General features: G+C 61.1%; 15 protein-coding genes. 14 read left to right on the top strand and 1 reads right to left on the bottom strand.

What is annotated here, in order from left to right; all coding sequences use genetic code 11:
* Positions 1–13: 13 nt before the first annotated feature.
* The 11 genes from edd (at position 14) to AC3ITY_RS26210 (ending at position 13,735) form a co-directional block, all read left to right on the top strand.
* Positions 14–1,840 (top strand): phosphogluconate dehydratase, encoded by a 1,827-nt coding sequence (edd, locus tag AC3ITY_RS26260; RefSeq protein ID WP_489305912.1) that lies wholly within the window; start codon positions 14–16, stop codon positions 1,838–1,840.
* Complete coding sequence (locus tag AC3ITY_RS26255) at positions 1,837–2,796, top strand: glucokinase (RefSeq protein WP_489305910.1); 960 nt, start codon at positions 1,837–1,839, stop codon at positions 2,794–2,796. Before edd ends, AC3ITY_RS26255 begins: the two co-directional genes overlap by 4 nt.
* A 186-nt stretch (positions 2,797–2,982) precedes the next feature.
* On the top strand, positions 2,983–3,714 hold the full coding sequence (locus AC3ITY_RS26250) for a response regulator (protein WP_489305908.1): 732 nt from the start codon (positions 2,983–2,985) through the stop codon (positions 3,712–3,714).
* Between the two features lie 31 nt (positions 3,715–3,745).
* Positions 3,746–5,173: an ATP-binding protein gene (locus AC3ITY_RS26245; RefSeq protein ID WP_223458030.1), complete on the top strand. Its 1,428-nt coding sequence runs from the start codon at positions 3,746–3,748 to the stop codon at positions 5,171–5,173.
* Positions 5,174–5,393: 220 nt separating this feature from the next.
* On the top strand, positions 5,394–6,653 hold the full coding sequence (locus tag AC3ITY_RS26240; RefSeq protein WP_489305906.1) for a D-mannose isomerase: 1,260 nt from the start codon (positions 5,394–5,396) through the stop codon (positions 6,651–6,653).
* 117 nt (positions 6,654–6,770) lie between these two features.
* Entirely contained in the window at positions 6,771–8,069 is a 1,299-nt protein-coding gene (locus tag AC3ITY_RS26235) for an ABC transporter substrate-binding protein (RefSeq protein ID WP_489305904.1), read from the top strand.
* A gap of 159 nt (positions 8,070–8,228) precedes the next feature.
* Positions 8,229–9,137: a carbohydrate ABC transporter permease gene (locus AC3ITY_RS26230; RefSeq protein ID WP_008032969.1), complete on the top strand. Its 909-nt coding sequence runs from the start codon at positions 8,229–8,231 to the stop codon at positions 9,135–9,137.
* Positions 9,130–9,975, top strand: a complete 846-nt coding sequence (locus AC3ITY_RS26225) for a carbohydrate ABC transporter permease (RefSeq protein WP_007995997.1) — start codon at positions 9,130–9,132, stop codon at positions 9,973–9,975. The genes AC3ITY_RS26230 and AC3ITY_RS26225 overlap by 8 nt, the downstream gene beginning before the upstream one ends.
* A 4-nt stretch (positions 9,976–9,979) precedes the next feature.
* Positions 9,980–11,140 carry an ABC transporter ATP-binding protein gene (locus AC3ITY_RS26220; protein WP_046042253.1) on the top strand — a complete coding sequence of 387 codons (1,161 nt, stop codon included), beginning with the start codon at positions 9,980–9,982 and terminating at the stop codon, positions 11,138–11,140.
* A 280-nt stretch (positions 11,141–11,420) separates the two neighbouring features.
* Positions 11,421–12,767 carry a carbohydrate porin gene (locus tag AC3ITY_RS26215; RefSeq protein WP_489305901.1) on the top strand — a complete coding sequence of 449 codons (1,347 nt, stop codon included), beginning with the start codon at positions 11,421–11,423 and terminating at the stop codon, positions 12,765–12,767.
* 113 nt (positions 12,768–12,880) lie between these two features.
* Positions 12,881–13,735 (top strand): D-hexose-6-phosphate mutarotase, encoded by an 855-nt coding sequence (locus tag AC3ITY_RS26210; protein ID WP_489305899.1) that lies wholly within the window; start codon positions 12,881–12,883, stop codon positions 13,733–13,735.
* A gap of 161 nt (positions 13,736–13,896) precedes the next feature.
* Here the strand turns inward: AC3ITY_RS26210 and AC3ITY_RS26205 are convergent, their stop codons facing one another.
* On the bottom strand, positions 13,897–14,757 hold the full coding sequence (locus AC3ITY_RS26205; RefSeq protein ID WP_170948639.1) for a MurR/RpiR family transcriptional regulator: 861 nt from the start codon (positions 14,755–14,757) through the stop codon (positions 13,897–13,899).
* A 228-nt stretch (positions 14,758–14,985) separates the two neighbouring features.
* Here AC3ITY_RS26205 and zwf point away from each other — a divergent pair, with 228 nt between their 5' ends.
* Genes zwf through AC3ITY_RS26190 form a run of 3 tightly spaced genes read left to right on the top strand, consistent with a single transcriptional unit; the run spans position 14,986 to position 17,838 of the window.
* Positions 14,986–16,455: a glucose-6-phosphate dehydrogenase gene (gene zwf / locus AC3ITY_RS26200; RefSeq protein WP_489305897.1), complete on the top strand. Its 1,470-nt coding sequence runs from the start codon at positions 14,986–14,988 to the stop codon at positions 16,453–16,455.
* Entirely contained in the window at positions 16,442–17,155 is a 714-nt protein-coding gene (gene pgl, locus AC3ITY_RS26195) for a 6-phosphogluconolactonase (RefSeq protein ID WP_489305895.1), read from the top strand. The genes zwf and pgl overlap by 14 nt, the downstream gene beginning before the upstream one ends.
* Positions 17,156–17,172: 17 nt before the next feature.
* Complete coding sequence (locus AC3ITY_RS26190; RefSeq protein WP_223457981.1) at positions 17,173–17,838, top strand: bifunctional 4-hydroxy-2-oxoglutarate aldolase/2-dehydro-3-deoxy-phosphogluconate aldolase; 666 nt, start codon at positions 17,173–17,175, stop codon at positions 17,836–17,838.
* Positions 17,839–17,946: the final 108 nt, after the last annotated feature.

The raw sequence follows: 17,946 nt of genomic DNA, 5'->3' as shown, positions 1-17,946 counted from the left end.
TGGAGTTCTACACATGCATCCCCGCGTCCTTGAGGTCACTGAACGGCTTATCGCCCGCAGCCGCGCCACGCGTGAGGCCTACCTTGCATTGATCCGCGGTGCGGCCAGCGACGGTCCGATGCGCGGCAAGCTGCAATGCGCCAACTTCGCCCATGGCGTGGCCGGTTGCGGTAGCGACGACAAGCACAGCCTGCGGATGATGAACTCCGCGAACATCGCGATAGTTTCGTCATATAACGACATGCTCTCGGCGCACCAGCCGTACGAAGTCTTCCCCGAACTGATCAAGAAAGCCCTGCGCGAAATCGGCTCCGTCGGCCAGTTCGCCGGTGGCACACCGGCCATGTGCGATGGCGTGACCCAGGGCGAGCCGGGCATGGAGCTGAGCCTGCCGAGCCGCGAAGTGATCGCGTTGTCCACGGCCGTGGCGCTGTCCCACAACATGTTCGACGGCGCGCTGCTGCTCGGCATCTGCGACAAGATCGTGCCGGGCCTGATGATGGGCGCACTGCGCTTCGGCCATCTGCCGATGATCTTCGTGCCGGGCGGGCCGATGGTCTCGGGCATTTCCAACAAGCAGAAAGCCGATGTGCGCCAGAAGTACGCCGAAGGCAAGGCGACCCGCGAAGAGCTGCTGGAATCGGAAATGAAGTCCTACCACAGCCCTGGCACCTGCACCTTCTACGGCACCGCCAACACCAACCAGTTGCTGATGGAAGTCATGGGCCTGCACCTGCCGGGCGCGTCCTTCGTCAACCCGAATACGCCGTTGCGCGATGCCTTGACCCGCGAAGCGGCGCATCAGGTCACGCGTTTGACCAAGCAGAACGGTGACTACATCCCGATTGGTGAAATCGTCGACGAGCGTTCGCTGGTCAACTCGATTGTTGCGCTGCATGCCACGGGCGGCTCGACCAACCACACCTTGCACATGCCAGCCATCGCCATGGCGGCAGGCATTCAGCTGACCTGGCAGGACATGGCCGACCTCTCCGAAGTCGTGCCGACCCTGAGCCACGTCTACCCGAACGGCAAGGCCGACATCAACCACTTCCAGGCCGCGGGCGGTATGTCGTTCCTGATTCGCGAATTGCTGGAAGCCGGGTTGCTCCACGAAAACGTCAACACCGTGATGGGCCACGGCCTGAGCCGCTACACCCAGGAGCCGTTCCTCGACAATGGCCAGTTGGTGTGGCGCGAAGGCGTGACCGACAGCCTCGATGAAAGCATCCTGCGTCCGGTCGCCCGCGCGTTCTCGGCAGAGGGTGGCCTGCGGGTGATGGAAGGCAATCTCGGTCGTGGCGTGATGAAAGTCTCCGCCGTAGCCGTGGAAAACCAGATCGTCGAAGCGCCGGCCATGGTGTTCCAGGATCAGCAGGACCTGGCCGATGCATTCAAGGCCGGTTTGCTGGAGAAAGATTTTGTCGCAGTGATGCGCTTCCAGGGCCCGCGCTCCAACGGCATGCCGGAGTTGCACAAGATGACGCCGTTCCTCGGCGTGTTGCAGGATCGTGGCTTCAAAGTCGCGCTGGTGACCGACGGACGCATGTCCGGCGCGTCGGGGAAAATCCCGGCGGCCATTCATGTCAGCCCCGAAGCTTACGTAGGCGGCGCTTTGGCGCGGGTGCTAGAGGGCGATATCATCCGCGTCGATGGCGTCAAAGGCACCCTGGAGCTTAAGGTGGACGCCGAAGAATTTGCAGCGCGCACGCCGGCCAAAGGTCTGTTGGGTAACAACATCGGCACCGGTCGCGAACTGTTTGGTTTCATGCGCATGGCCTTCAGCTCGGCGGAGCAGGGCGCCAGCGCCTTCACTTCTGCCCTGGAGACGCTTAATTGAAACTGGCTTTGGTCGGTGACATCGGTGGGACCAACGCACGTTTCGCGTTGTGGAAAAACCAGCAACTGGAATCGGTCCAGGTGCTGGCAACGGCAGATTTCCCCAGTCCGGAAGCGGCGATCAGCCTCTACCTCAATGGCCTGGGGCTGGCGCCGGGTGCGATCGGTTCGGTGTGCCTGTCGGTGGCAGGCCCGGTGAGTGGTGACGAATTCAAGTTCACCAACAATCACTGGCGCCTGAGCCGCAAGGGCTTTTGCCAGGCCTTGCAGGTGGATCAGCTGTTGCTGGTCAACGACTTCTCGGCCATGGCCCTGGGCATGACCCGTTTGCAACCCGGCGAATTTCGTGTGGTCTGCGAAGGCACGCCGGAGCCGTTGCGCCCGGCGGTGGTGATTGGCCCGGGCACTGGCCTGGGCGTCGGCACCTTGCTCGATTTGGGCGAGGGCCGGTTTGCCGCGTTGCCGGGAGAGGGCGGTCACGTCGATCTGCCATTGAGCAGTCCCCGTGAAACCCAACTCTGGCAGCACATATCCAACGAAATCGGTCATGTCAGTGCAGAAACAGCCCTGAGCGGTGGCGGCTTGCCCCGCGTCTATCGGGCGATCTGCGCGGTGGACGGGCACACACCGGTGCTCGACACGCCGGAAGCGATTACTGCTGCCGGGCTGGCGGGCGACCCGATTGCCGTGGAAGTGCTTGAGCAGTTCTGCTGCTGGCTCGGTCGCGTGGCCGGCAACAACGTGCTGACCACCGGTGGACGCGGTGGCGTGTACATCGTGGGCGGGGTGATTCCGCGCTTTGCCGATTTCTTCCTCGAAAGCGGTTTCGCCCGGTGCTTCGCCGACAAGGGTTGCATGAGCGATTACTTCAAGGGGATTCCGGTGTGGCTGGTGACGGCGCCGTATTCGGGGTTGATGGGTGCGGGTGTGGCCTTGGAACAATCCACCCCAGCTTGAAACCCGATTACCTGTAGGAGCGAGCCTGCTCGCGATGGACGTCAACGATAACGCGTGCATTCTGAATGCACGCGGCGCCTTCAAGTCCATCGCGAGCAAGCTCGCTCCTACAGTGGTTTTGTGGTGTTTGTAAAATCGGTGCATCAGGCATAATCCGCCCAATTCAAACAACAAGGACGCCGCCCCGTGAGCTCAGTCAACAAGTCGATTTTGTTGGTCGATGACGATCAAGAGATACGCGAGTTGCTGGACACCTACCTGACCCGCGCTGGTTTCCAGGTGCGTACCACGCCCGACGGCGCCGGTTTTCGTCAGGCGCTGAACGACGCGCCGGCCGATCTGGTGATCCTTGATGTGATGCTGCCCGACGAAGACGGCTTCAGCCTGTGCCGCTGGATTCGCCAGCATCCGCGCCAGGCGCAGGTGCCGATCATCATGCTCACCGCCAGTTCCGACGAAGCCGATCGTGTCATCGGCCTGGAACTGGGCGCCGACGATTACCTCGGCAAGCCCTTCAGCCCACGGGAATTGCAGGCACGGATCAAGGCGTTGCTGCGTCGTGCGCAGTTCGGTCAGGAGCGCAGTGGCGGTGAGGTGCTGGCCTTCGATGACTGGCGGCTGGACATGGTCAGCCATCGGCTGTTCCACATCGACGGCGAAGAGGTGATTCTCTCGGGCGCAGACTTTGCGCTGCTGAAGCTGTTCCTTGATCACCCGCAGGAAATTCTCGACCGCGACACCATCGGCAACGCCACCCGTGGCCGTGAACTGATGCCCCTGGATCGCATCGTCGACATGGCGGTCAGCCGGTTGCGCCAGCGCCTGCGTGACACCGAGAAACCGCCGCGGCTGATCCGCACCGTGCGCGGCAGCGGCTACCAACTGGCAGCCAACGTGGTTGCCAGCAATGGTCACTGAGACTTTGCGCAAGCTCGCCGCCAAGATGCCGGTGCCGCGTTCGCTGCTTGGGCGGATGTTGTTGCTGACCTTGCTGGCGGTGTTGTTCGCCCAGACGTTGTCGAGCGTGATCTGGGTGTCGCAACTGCGCGCCACGCAGCTCGAGGGCCTGGTCACCAGCGCCCGCAGCCTGGCCCATTCAATGACCGCCAGCGTCAGTTATTTTCGTTCGTTGCCGGTGGCGTATCGCCCCTTGGTGCTCGACCAGTTGCGCAGCATGGGCGGCACCCGGTTCGTGGTGACGCTCAACGACAAACCCCTGGGCATGGAAGTGCTGCCCATCACCCCGCGCAAAGAGGCGGTGCTCAAAGCGGTGGACGAAGTGCTGCGCCAGTCACTCGGCCAGGACACGGTCATCTCGGTGACCTTCGTCAGCCCGGAAGACCTGCGCATCTTCAATGGCGGCCTGAAGCTCGATGAGTTGCCACGCTCCTGGGCGCACTACGCGTTGACCCTGGAGCCGGTAAATCCGCCGGTGCTGGTCACGCAGATCCAGATGGCGCCGGGCGAATGGCTGTACATCGCCTCGCTGTTGCCCGAGCCCTACACCAGTCTTGAAGAGCAGGGCCTGCCGGCGCAGCAGGTATGGTTCATCGTCCTGACCAGCAGCTTTTTGCTGTTGTTCATCGGCCTGCTGGTGCACTGGCAGAGTCGTCCGCTCAAGCGCCTGGCGCGGGCGGCGCGGGATCTGTCGTTGGGGGCTGACGTGGAGCCGGTGGCCGAGGGCGGCGGCAGCGAAGTGGTCGAGGTCGGGCGCGCCTTCAACACCATGCGCGAGCGCATCAGCCGTTACCTGACCGAGCGCAGCCAATTGTTCAGCGCCATTTCTCACGACTTGCGCACGCCGATCACCCGCTTGCGCCTGCGGGTTGAATTGCTCGAAGACGAAACACTGCAAGCCAAGTTCGGGCGTGATCTGGACGAGCTCGAATTGCTGGTCAAGGGCGCGCTGCAATGCGTGAAAGACACCGACATCCACGAGAACATCGAGCCGGTGGATCTCAACCATGTGCTCGATTGTTTGGTGGAGCCGTACCTGGCCCCCAATGGCAACGGCCGCGTGACCCAGCAGGGGCGGGCGCTGGCGGCGTACCCGGGGAAACCGCTGGCGCTCAAGCGCTGCATCGGCAACCTGATCGACAATGCGTTGAAGTACGGGCAGAACGCGCACCTGCACATCGATGACGACGAAAGCGCGTTCATCCTGCATGTCGATGATGAAGGGCCGGGCGTGCCGGAGCAGCGCCTGGAGCAGGTGTTCGAACCGCACTTCCGCCTGGCCGGGCAGCAGCAGGGTTATGGCTTGGGGCTGGGGATTGCGCGCAACATTGCCCATAGCCATGGTGGTGAGGTCAGCTTGCAGAATTTGCGTGAAGGCGGGTTGCGGGTGACCCTGCAGTTGCCCCGCTCGATGGATTGACACCGACCCTGTGGCGAGGGGGCTTGCCCCCGTTGGACCGCGCAGCGGTCCCTTTTTTGGGGGCGCTTCGCACCCCAGCGGGAGCAAGCTCCCTCGCCACAAACATCACTCACCAAACAAATGTCACGGCTCGGTGACATTACTCACCCCCTTCGTTACAAGCCCGCCTTCGTCCGTTGTTTATGCTGCTCCACAGTCATAACAACAAAAAAGGTACGCCATGGACACCTTCCAACCGGCCTTCAGCAGTTGGCTGAACGCACCTGCCCATCAGCAATGGCTCGCCACCGAAGGTTTGCGCCTGCTGGCCTTCGCCAAGGCTTCGAAGTTGCCTGAAGGCTTCGGCAGCCTCGATGAAAAGGGCCGCCTCGCGGCTGATGCGCAAGCCCAGACCATGAACACCGCGCGCATGACCCACAGCTTCGCCATGGCCCACATTCAGGGTTTACCGGGCTTTGCCGAACTGGTCGATCACGGGGTTGCCGCCCTGCGTGGGCCGTTGCGCGACGCGTTGCATGGAGGCTGGTTCGCGACTGCCGAACATCGCGACGGCAATACCGGCAAGAACGCCTACCTGCACGCTTTCGTCGCGCTGGCCGCCAGTTCTGCGGTGGTCGCGCAGCGTCCCGGCGCGCAAGCCTTGCTCGATGATGCCATCGACATCATCGACACCTGTTTCTGGAGCGAAGAAGAAGGCGCGATGCGCGAGTCTTTCAATCGCGACTGGAGCGAGGAGGAAGCCTATCGCGGCGCCAACAGCAACATGCACGCCACCGAAGCCTTCCTCGCCCTGGCCGATGTCACCGATGACAATCGCTGGTTGTGCCGCGCCCAACGGATTGTCGAGCGAGTGATCCATGGCCACGCCGCCGCCAACGATTACCTGGTGATCGAGCATTTCGACCGCGCCTGGCAACCGCTGCAGCAATACAACCACGACAACCCCGCCGACGGCTTCCGCCCCTACGGCACCACCCCGGGCCATGGTTTCGAGTGGGCGCGGCTGTTGCTGCACCTCGAGGCGTCGCGGGTGAAGGCCGGGATGCTCACGCCTGGCTGGCTGGTCACCGACGCGCAAAAACTCTTCGAGCACAATTGCCTCCACGGCTGGGACGTCGATGGCGCGCCGGGCATTGTCTACACCCTCGACTGGGACAACAAAGCGGTGGTCCGCCATCGCCTGCACTGGACCCATTGCGAAGCCAGCGCCGCCGCGAGTGCGCTGCTCAAACGCACCGGGGAGGCGCAGTACGAACACTGGTACCGATTATTCTGGGAATTCTGTGACAGTCATTTCATCGACCGTGAAGGTGGCAGCTGGCATCACGAACTCGACCCGCTGAACCGCCCCAGTGCCGATATCTGGCCCGGCAAACCTGACCTTTATCACGCCTGGCAAGCCGTGCTGATTCCGCGCCTGGCGCTGGCGCCGAGCATGGCCACTGCGCTGGCGCAGTTGTCCCAGAGCGGTTCTATGTAACCATGCGGTGACATTCGCGCATCCCTTCGTTACCTGCGAGGGGATATCCCCTGTTTAGAATCCTATGCAGCGCAAGCAACAGACTTGCATGCATAACAACAAGAAAGGTGCTCCTAGATGAATGCGATTTCTCGCCTCGCTACTGTCATTTCTCTCGCTTCCCTGTCTGCACTCCCTCTCAGTGTCCTGGCCGCCGAATCCAAAGGTTCCGTTGAAGTCGTTCACTGGTGGACTTCCGGTGGTGAAAAAGCAGCGGTCGATGTCCTGAAGGCTCAAGTCGAAAAAGACGGCTTCACCTGGAAGGACGGCGCAGTCGCCGGTGGTGGCGGTTCCACGGCCATGACCGTACTCAAGAGTCGCGCCGTAGCCGGCAACCCGCCGGGCGTTGCACAAATCAAGGGTCCGGACATCCAGGAGTGGGGCAGCACTGGCCTGCTCAGCACCGACGCGTTGAAAGAAGTATCCAAGTCCGAAAACTGGGATGGCCTGCTATCGAAGAAAGTCTCCGACACCGTGAAGTACGAAGGTGACTACGTCGCCGTGCCGGTGAACATTCACCGCGTCAACTGGCTGTGGATCAACCCGGAAGTGTTCAAGAAAGCCGGGATCGAAAAAGCCCCGACCACCCTCGAAGAATTCTATGCCGCCGGCGACAAGCTCAAGGCCGCAGGCTTCATCGCGCTCGCCCACGGCGGTCAGCCTTGGCAGGACAGCACCGTCTTCGAAGACGTGGTGCTCTCGGTCATGGGCGCCGACGGTTACAAGAAAGCCCTGGTCGACCTGGACCAGAAAGCCCTGTCCGGCCCGCAGATGACCAAGTCGTTCGCCGAGCTGAAAAAGATCACCGGCTACATGGACCCGAACCGCGCCGGTCGTGACTGGAACATCGCCGCCGCCGACGTCATCAACGGCAAGGCCGGCATGCAGATGATGGGCGACTGGGCGAAAAGCGAGTGGACTGCGGCGAAGAAAGTCGCGGGCAAGGACTACCAGTGCGTAGCGTTCCCGGGCACTGAAAAAGCCTTCACCTACAACATCGACTCCCTGGCGGTGTTCAAGCTCAAGGCCGATCGCAAGGGCGACATCGCTGCCCAGCAAGACCTGGCCAAGGTCGCATTGGGTACCGACTTCCAGAAAGTCTTCAGCATGAACAAGGGGTCGATCCCGGTGCGTAACGACATGCTGAACGAAATGGACAAGCTCGGCTTCGACGAGTGTGCCCAGAAGTCGGCCAAGGACTTCATCGCGGACGACAAGACCGGCGGTCTGCAACCGAGCATGGCGCACAACATGGCCACTTCCCTGGCGGTGCAAGGCGCGATCTTCGATGTGGTCACCAACTTCATGAACGACAAGGATGCTGACCCGGCCAAGGCCAGCGCCCAACTGGCATCGGCTGTCAAAGCGGCCCAGTAATTCCTGTGGCATTTACCTGAGTGAGTTGCCCCTGTAGGAGCGAGCTTGCTCGCGATGGTGTGTCAGCTGCACAGATGTTTACTGACACTCCATCGCGAGCAAGCTCGCTCCTACAAGGGGTCGCACTCCGATCCTTACATCTAAACCTGGATTATCCCGATGAGCTCTGTGGCGGTTTTCAGCAAAGCCTCACCGTTCGATGCGCTGCAACGCTGGCTACCCAAGTTGGTACTCGCGCCGAGCATGCTGATCGTGTTGGTTGGCTTCTACGGTTACATCATCTGGACGTTCATTCTGTCCTTCACCAACTCCAGCTTCATGCCGAGCTACAAGTGGGTCGGCCTGCAGCAATACATGCGTCTGATGGACAACGACCGCTGGTGGGTCGCGAGCAAGAACCTCGCGTTGTTCGGTGGCATGTTCATCGGCATCAGCCTGGTGCTGGGTGTATTCCTCGCCGTGCTGCTGGACCAGCGCATTCGCAAGGAAGGCTTCATCCGCACCGTCTACCTGTACCCGATGGCGCTGTCGATGATCGTCACCGGTACTGCGTGGAAATGGCTGCTCAACCCAGGCCTGGGCCTGGACAAGATGCTGCGTGACTGGGGCTGGGAAGGCTTCCGTCTCGACTGGCTGGTGGATCAGGATCGCGTCGTTTATTGCCTGGTGATCGCCGCCGTGTGGCAAGCCTCCGGGTTTGTCATGGCGATGTTCCTCGCCGGTCTGCGCGGTGTCGATCAATCGATCATCCGTGCCGCGCAAGTCGATGGTGCAAGCCTGCCGACCATCTACCTGAAGATCGTCCTGCCGAGCCTGCGCCCGGTGTTCTTCAGTGCCTTCATGATCCTGGCGCACATCGCGATCAAGAGCTTCGATCTGGTCGCAGCGATGACAGCGGGCGGTCCGGGTTACTCCTCCGACCTGCCGGCGATGTTCATGTATTCCTTCACCTTCAGCCGTGGCCAGATGGGCATCGGTTCGGCCAGCGCGATGCTGATGCTCGGCGCCGTACTGACCATCCTCGTGCCGTACCTGTACTCCGAGCTGCGAGGCAAACGCCATGACTAATCAACTCGGCAAACCAGCATTGAGCTTCAGCCGCATCGCGATCTACGCCACCCTGCTACTGGCAGCGGCGGTGTACCTGATCCCGCTGGTGGTGATGCTGCTGACCAGTTTCAAATCCCCGGAAGACATCCGTACCGGCAACCTGTTGAGCTGGCCGACCGTGATCGACGGCATCGGCTGGATCAAGGCCTGGGACGTGGTCGGCGGCTACTTCTGGAACTCGGTGAAGATCACCGTGCCGGCGGTGCTGATTTCCACGTTTATTGGTGCGATGAACGGCTACGTGCTGTCGATGTGGCGCTTCCGTGGTTCGCAACTGTTCTTCGGCCTGCTGCTGTTCGGCTGCTTCCTGCCGTTCCAGACCGTGCTGTTGCCTGCCTCGTTCACCCTCGGCAAGTTCGGCCTGGCCAACACCACCACTGGCCTGGTGCTGGTGCACGTGGTCTACGGCCTGGCGTTCACCACGCTATTCTTCCGCAACTACTACGTGAGCATTCCGGATGCGCTGGTCAAGGCTGCAAGGCTCGATGGTGCGGGCTTCTTCACGATCTTCCTGAAGATCCTGTTGCCGATGTCGATCCCGATCGTGATGGTCTGCCTGATCTGGCAGTTCACCCAGATCTGGAACGACTTCCTGTTCGGCGTGGTGTTCGCCAGTGGCGATGCCCAGCCAATTACCGTGGCCCTGAACAACCTGGTCAACACCAGCACCGGGGCCAAGGAATACAACGTTGATATGGCCGCCGCGATGATCGCCGGGCTGCCGACACTGCTGGTCTACATTTTCGCTGGCAAGTATTTCCTGCGTGGGCTGACGTCCGGCGCGGTCAAGGGGTAGAAACATGGCAACTCTCGAATTACGCAACGTCAACAAGACCTACGGCCCCGGCTTGCCGGACACCCTGAAAAATATCGAACTGAAGATCGATGACGGTGAGTTCCTGATCCTGGTCGGCCCGTCGGGCTGCGGCAAGTCGACCTTGATGAACTGCATCGCCGGCCTGGAAACCATCAGTGGCGGCGCGATCCTGGTGGACGACGCCGACATCAGCGGCATGAGCCCCAAGGATCGCGACATCGCCATGGTGTTCCAGTCCTACGCGCTGTACCCGACCATGAGCGTGCGCGACAACATCGCCTTCGGCCTGAAGATCCGCAAAATGCCGACCGCCGAAATCGACGAAGAGGTCGCTCGGGTTTCCAAGTTGTTGCAGATCGAACACCTGCTCAGCCGCAAGCCAGGCCAGCTCTCCGGCGGCCAGCAACAGCGCGTGGCGATGGGCCGTGCTCTGGCGCGGCGGCCGAAGATCTATCTGTTCGACGAACCGCTGTCCAACCTCGACGCCAAGCTGCGGGTCGAGATGCGCACCGAAATGAAACTGATGCACCAGCGCCTGAAAACCACCACGGTCTACGTGACCCACGACCAGATCGAAGCCATGACCCTGGGCGACAAAGTGGCGGTGATGAAGGACGGTATCATCCAGCAGTTCGGCACGCCGAAAGACATCTACAACAACCCGGCCAACCTGTTCGTGGCGAGTTTCATCGGTTCGCCGCCGATGAACTTCATCCCGCTGCGCTTGCAGCGCAAGGACGGTCGTCTGCTGGCGCTGCTCGACAGCGGCCAGGCCCGTTGCGAATTGCCGCTGGGCATGCAGGACGCCGGTCTTGAAGACCGCGAAGTGATCCTCGGCATGCGCCCTGAGCAGATCATCCTGGCCAACGGCGAAGCGAACGGTTTGCCGACCATTCGTGCCGAAGTCCAGGTCACCGAACCGACCGGACCCGACACCCTGGTCTTCGTCAATCTCAATGACACCAAGGTCTGCTGCCGCCTGGCGCCAGACGTGGCGCCGGCGGTGGGCGAGACCCTGACCCTGCAATTCGATCCGGCGAAAGTGCTGCTGTTCGATGCCAAGAGTGGGGAGCGTTTGGGCGTTGCCGGCGTGCCGAAAGCCGAGGCGCATGCTGACAACGTGGCCCAATTCAAAGGTCGCTGAAGAACAAAACTGTAGGAGCGAGCTTTTGTGGCGAGGGGGCTTGCCCCCGTTGGGGTGCGAAGCGCCCCTGAAACCTGTCACCGCAATCTTATGCCTGAATGTGGTGAGCGTTTTTACGACCGCTGCGCAGTCGAACGGGGCGGCGCGGCGGTCCGACAAGCCCCCTCGCCACAGGCCCGCTCCTACAGGGGGGATATGCGTCAGGTGGAGAACACCCGTCGCAACTGATGTAACCGCGTTAAAGAAGAAAAGTTAATAACAATAAAACGAGGAAGTAGGGATGAAGATGAAGAACAAGGCCCGGTTGATCTGCCAAGTGTCAGCAGCGGCAGCACTGGTTCTGGCCGGCAATGCGATGGCCGATGAAGCGTTCAGCTCCGACTCCAAGTGGATGACGGGCGACTGGGGTGGCGAGCGTACCAAGCTGATCGAGCAAGGCATCGACATCAAGATGGACTACGTCGGTGAAGTCGGCGGCAACCTGCATGGCGGTTTCAACGATGACAAGACCGCGCGCTACGCCGACCAGTTTGGCCTGGGCGCGGCGCTGGACCTGGAGAAACTGTTCGGCTGGGATAACACCCAGGCCAAGATCCAGCTCACCAACCGTAACGGTGAGAACATCTCCAACGACCGTATCGGCGACCCGCGTGCCGGCACCTTGAGTTCCTCCCAGGAAGTCTTCGGTCGTGGACACATGGTCCGTCTGACCCAGTTGTGGATTCAGCATCAGTTCCTCGACAACAAACTGGACGTCAAAGCCGGTTACTTCGGTGAAGGTGAAGACTTCAACACCTTCCCGTGCGAATTCCAGAACCTGGCGTTCTGCGGCTCCCAGGTCGGTAACTGGGCGACCAACATCTGGTACAACTGGCCGGTGATGCAGGCGGCGATCCGCGTGAAGTACAACATCAATGACGAGCTCTATGCTCAGATTGGCGCGTACAACCAGAACACGTCGCAGCTGGAACACGGCAACGGCTTCAAGCTCAGCGGCAGTGGCACCAATGGCACCGTCCTGCCGGTCGAACTGGTCTGGTCGCCGAAGGTCAACAACCTGCCGGGCGAATACCGTGTCGGTTACTACAAAAGCACTGCCCCTGCCGACGACGTTCTCAAGGACGACAACGGCCAGGACGCCGCGACCACGGGCAACCCTTTTCGCGTCCACGATAGCAAGCACGGCTACTGGTTCGTCGCGCAGCAGCAACTGACCAGCCACAATGGCGACGCTTCCCGTGGTCTGAACATCGCGGCCAACGCCACTTTCCACGACAAGGACACCAACTTCATCGACAACTACCAGTCGCTGATGTTCGTGTACAAGGGCCCGTTCGACGCGCGTCCGAAGGATGACGTGGGCATCGGTTTCGCCCGTATCCATGTCAACGATGACGTGAAGAAAAACGCCGAGCTGACCAACGCGGCCAACGGTGTTTCGGAATACGACAATCCGCTGTTCTCGCCCATTCGTGAAACTGAATACAACTACGAGATCAACTACGGCTTCCACGTGACCAACTGGCTGACCGTACGTCCCAACCTGCAATACGTCACTCACCCGGGTGGTGTGGATGAAGTCGACAACGCGCTGGTGGCCGGCCTGAAAATTCAGTCGGTGTTCTAACGCGTCTGCGATAAGCTTCTCTCCATGTGCGCATATTTGCGGACAGCCATGGCTGTCCGCTTTTTTTTGCGGGTCGCGCACCCCGGTGACAGTTGATTTCAGGACCGTGGCACATGCTTGAGCATCCGCTACAACGCTTCTTCAAATCCTTGCGCGAACGTCCGGTGTTTGCGTGGGAGCGCTATCAGACGCGCGATGTGCTGGTGATCGATCATCCGCTGTGTCAGGCGGTGTTCAGCCGTCAGGGCGCGCAGTTGTTGCACTTCCAGCCCAAGGGCCAGAAACCCTGGCTGTGGTGCGCGGCGAAGTGGCCGCAGGTCGGCGCCATCCGTGGCGGCGTGCCGGTGTGTTGGCCTTGGTATGGCCGGCATCCGAGCGAAAACGCCTGGCCGTCCCATGGCTGGGCACGGTTGCTCGACTGGAAGCTGCTCGACAGCAACAGTGACGACGATGGCGTGCGATTGCACTGGCAACTGAAGTTGTGCGACTGGCAGGTGGACCTGCACGCACACCTGGGTGAGCGCATGGAGCTGCGTCTGAGCACCGAGCATCAGGACGACATGCCTTGCCAGTTGAGCCAGGCTTTGCATGCTTACTGGCGTATTGGCGATGTCAGTGAGATAGCGCTGTCTGGGCTAGAGGGTGCGCAGGGTTACGACCAGTTGAGCCGGCAGATTTGTCAGCAGGAAGGCGAATTGCGCGTGGACGGCGGATGCCAGCGGGTGTTCCAGCACGACGGCGAATTGCAGCTCAATGACCACGCCTGGCAGCGGGCGCTGTGTATCGACACGGGTGAAACGGCCGACACGGTGGTGTGGCATCCCGGTTCACGTCCGTTGCTCGGCGTGACCTGGAACGAGATATCCGAATTTGTCTGTGTAGAAGCGGCGAGCGGCGGTACCGACAGCCTGTGCTTGAAGCCGGGCGAGCGGGCGCATTTGAGTTTGCAGGCGCGGGTGGGGGTTTAGTTCTGGATCTTGTGGTGTATGGGCTGGCCCCTTCGCGAGCAGGCTCGCTCCCACATTGGGTCTTCGGTGAACACTGTTTTTGTGTTCAACGCCAATCCCCCTGTGCCTGTGGGAGCGAGCCTGCTCGCGATGAGGCCAAGACAGTCAGTGCAAATGTTGGATCAGTTGAACTCATCCCCAACCGGATACCGGCTGGCATTCAAGCTCTCCTTGATCTTGCGCAAATGCGGCTGGAAATCCACGCCCCGGCGCAAGGTCATGCCGGTGGCGAGCACATCCAGCACGGTCAACTGGATGATCCGCGAAGTCATCGGCATGTAGATGTCGGTGTCTTCCGGCAGCGGAATGTTCAGGCTCAGGGTGCTGGCCTTGGCCAGTGGCGAGTTCTCGGCGGTCAGGCCAAGCACCGAGGCGCCGTTTTCCCGGGCGATGCGTGCCACTTCCACCAGTTCGCGGGTGCGACCGGTGTAGGAAATGATCACAAACAACTCGCCGGTATGGGCCACCGAGGCAATCATGCGCTGCATCAGCACATCCGCGTGGGCCGTGACGGCGAGGTTGAAGCGGAAGAACTTGTGCTGCGCATCCAGTGCCACCGGGGCCGAGGCGCCGAGGCCGAAGAAGTGGATCTGCCGGGCCTGGATCAGCAGGTCGACGGCGCGGCTGATCAGGTTCGGGTCCAGTGCCTGGCAAGCGCTGTCCAGTGAGGCGATGGCGCTGCCGAAGATCTTCTGGGTGTAGGCCTCCGGATTGTCATCGGCCTCCACCGCGCGACTGACATAGGCGGCGCCACTGGCCAGGCTCTGGGCCAGTTGCAGTTTGAGCTCGGGGTAGCCGCTGACGCCGAACGAACGGCAGAAACGGTTGACCGTCGGTTCGCTGACCGAGGCGGCCTGGGCGAGGGCGGCGATGCTGAAGCGGGTGGCCTGCTGAGGGTTGAGCAGGATCACCTCGGCGACTTTGCGTTCGGCCTTGTTCAGCTCTTCAAGGCGATTCTGGATTTGCTCCAGTAAATTTCGCACGCGGTCCATATAAGTTTCCTTGATTCACCGGCACCGATAAGCGCGCGGCTAATGCAAAAAGGGCCTTTGGTGAGGCCCGTAACGGTGGCCTATCCTACTGATGGCTCCGACCGACCACCACTCGGAATCTGTATTTTGCGAAAATGTTGTGGTTATTACTACATTTTCCCTTGAGTGATGCCTTGAAAAAAGGTATTTGTAGCTTAACTTGATAAAAGAACAAACATCATGCTCTCGATTACGGTTGAACCGTGCACCTTTGCCTTGTTCGGCGCCCTTGGCGATCTGGCCTTGCGCAAGCTGTTTCCTGCCCTTTATCAACTCGACGGCGCCGGCCTGTTGCACGAGGACACGCGGATTATCGCGCTGGCCCGTGAGCCGGGCAGCGAGCAGGAGCACCTGGCGTTCATCACCTCCGAGCTGCGCCGCTATGTCGGAGCCAAAGAGCTGGATGAAGCCGTGGCCGAGCGTTTTCTGGCGCGCCTGAGCTACCTGCACGTCGACTTCCTCAATTCCGAAGATTATGTGGCCCTGGCCGAATCCGCCGGCAGCACGCAGCGGGTCATCGCCTACTTTGCGACCCCGGCCGCCGTGTATGGCGCGATTTGCGAGAACCTGGCCAAGGTCGGCCTGGCGCAAAACACCCGTGTGGTGCTGGAAAAACCCATCGGTTCGGACCTGGAATCCTCGCGCAAGGTCAACGACGCCGTGGCGCAGTTCTTCCCGGAGAACCGCACCTACCGCATCGACCACTATCTGGGCAAAGAAACCGTCCAGAACCTGATCGCCCTGCGTTTCGCCAACAGTCTGTTCGAAACCCAGTGGAACCAGAATTACATTTCCCACGTGGAAATCACCGTGGCCGAGAAGGTCGGTATCGAAGGCCGCTGGGGTTACTTCGACAAGGCCGGCCAGCTGCGGGACATGATCCAGAACCACCTGCTGCAACTGCTCTGCCTGATCGCCATGGACCCGCCGGCCGACCTGTCCGCCGACAGCATCCGCGACGAGAAGGTCAAAGTGCTCAAGGCCCTGGCGCCGATCAGCCCGGAAGGCCTGACCACTCAAGTGGTGCGCGGCCAGTACATCGCCGGCTACAGCGAAGGCAAAGCGGTACCGGGGTACCTGGAAGAACCCAATTCCAACACCCAGAGCGACACCGAAACCTTTGTCGCCCTGCGTGCCGACATCCGCAACTGGCGCTGGGCCGGCGTGCCGTTTTACCTGCGTACCGGCAAGCGCATGCCGCAGAAGCTGTCGCAGATCGTCATCCACTTCAAGGAACCGTCGCACTACATCTTCGCTCCCGAGCAGCGCCTGCAAATCAGCAACAAGCTGATTATCCGCCTGCAGCCGGACGAAGGCATTTCCTTGCGTGTCATGACCAAAGACCAAGGCCTGGACAAGGGCATGCAGCTGCGCAGCGGTCCGTTGCAGCTGAATTTTTCCGACACTTGGAGCAGCGCACGGATTCCCGATGCCTACGAGCGGTTGTTACTGGAAGTGATGCGCGGCAATCAGAACCTGTTTGTCCGTAAAGATGAAATCGAAGCCGCGTGGAAGTGGTGTGACCAGTTGATCGCCGGGTGGAAAAAATCCGGTGATGCGCCCAAGCCGTACGCGGCCGGGTCCTGGGGGCCGATGAGCTCCATTGCACTGATCACGCGGGACGGGAGGTCGTGGTATGGCGATATTTGATCTGAAACTGCCGCAGGGCGTCAGCGCCCATGCATACAAGAGCCCGGTGCTGCTGGCTGAAAGCCTGGCACTGAACGTGGCGAAACAACTGAGCGACGCGATCGACGCCCAGGGCACTGCGACCCTGGTGGTTTCCGGTGGCCGCAGCCCGGTGGCATTTTTCCAGCACCTGGCCAAGCAGACGCTGGACTGGTCGAACGTGGTGGTCAGCCTGGCCGACGAGCGCTGGGTACCAGTGGAGCACGCCGACAGCAACGCGGGTCTGATCAAGCGTTACCTGCTGCAAGGCGCGGCGGCCAAGGCGCAGTTCCTGAGCCTGTACAGCGCCAGCGCCAACCTGGAACAGGCGGCCGAGCAGGCCGACCGTTTGCTGTCCGAGCTACCGGTGATTGACGTGCTGATCCTCGGCATGGGCGATGACGGCCACACCGCGTCGCTGTTCCCCAACAGCCCGAACCTTGCCGAGGCATTGCAGGCCGATGGCATTCGTCGTTGCTGGCCGATGCTGGCGCCGACCGTGCCGCATCAGCGCCTGACCATGAGCCGCGCGCTGCTGGCCTCGGCCAAGCATAAGGTTCTATCGATTTCCGGTCAGTCCAAGCTGACCACCCTGAGTACCGCACTGGCCGGTGACGATGTCGCCGCAATGCCGATTCGCGCGTTTTTGCAACCCACGTTAGAGATTTACTGGTGCCCATGAGCCAAGGAACAGCCGCTATGACAAACCTATCCCCGACCGTTTCCATGGCGGACAAAGTTGCCCTGATCGACAGCATCTGCGCGAAAGCGCGGATTCTGCCGGTGATCACCATCGCCCGCGAGCAAGACGTTCTGCCGCTGGCCGACGCCCTCGCGGCCGGTGGCCTGACGGCCCTGGAAGTGACCTTGCGTTCGCAATTCGGCCTCAAGGCCATCCAGATTCTGCGTGAGCAGCGTCCGGAACTGGTGACCGGTGCCGGCACCGTGCTGGATCGCCACATGCTGGCGGCAGCGGAAGCGGCCGGCTCGCAATTCATCGTCACGCCGGGCATCACCCGTGATCTGCTGGAAGCCAGCGTCGCCAGCCCGATTCCACTGTTGCCGGGTATCAGCAATGCCTCGGGCATCATGGAAGGCTACGGTCTGGGGTATCGCCGCTTCAAGCTGTTCCCGGCCGAAGTCAGCGGCGGCGTTGCAGCCATCAAGGCTTTGGGCGGCCCGTTCGGCGAAGTGAAATTCTGCCCGACCGGCGGCGTGGGACCTGCCAATATCAAGAGCTACATGGCATTGAAAAACGTCATGTGCGTGGGCGGTAGCTGGATGCTTGATCCGGAGTGGATCAAGAACGGCGACTGGGCCCGCATTCAGGAATGCACCGCCGAGGCTTTGGCGCTGCTGGACTGATCGCTTCACCTTACACCTCGTTGTGTGTTCTACGGCTTTACGGTGCGCTTGGTCGGTGCACCGTTTTTTTTTGCCCGGAACAAACAGGTACGACTTGAAACCTGTGGG

This window comes from Pseudomonas sp. GL_091, assembly GCF_057837725.1.
Note: the sequence above shows the minus strand (reverse complement) of the source record. Positions and strands in the feature narration are given on the sequence as shown.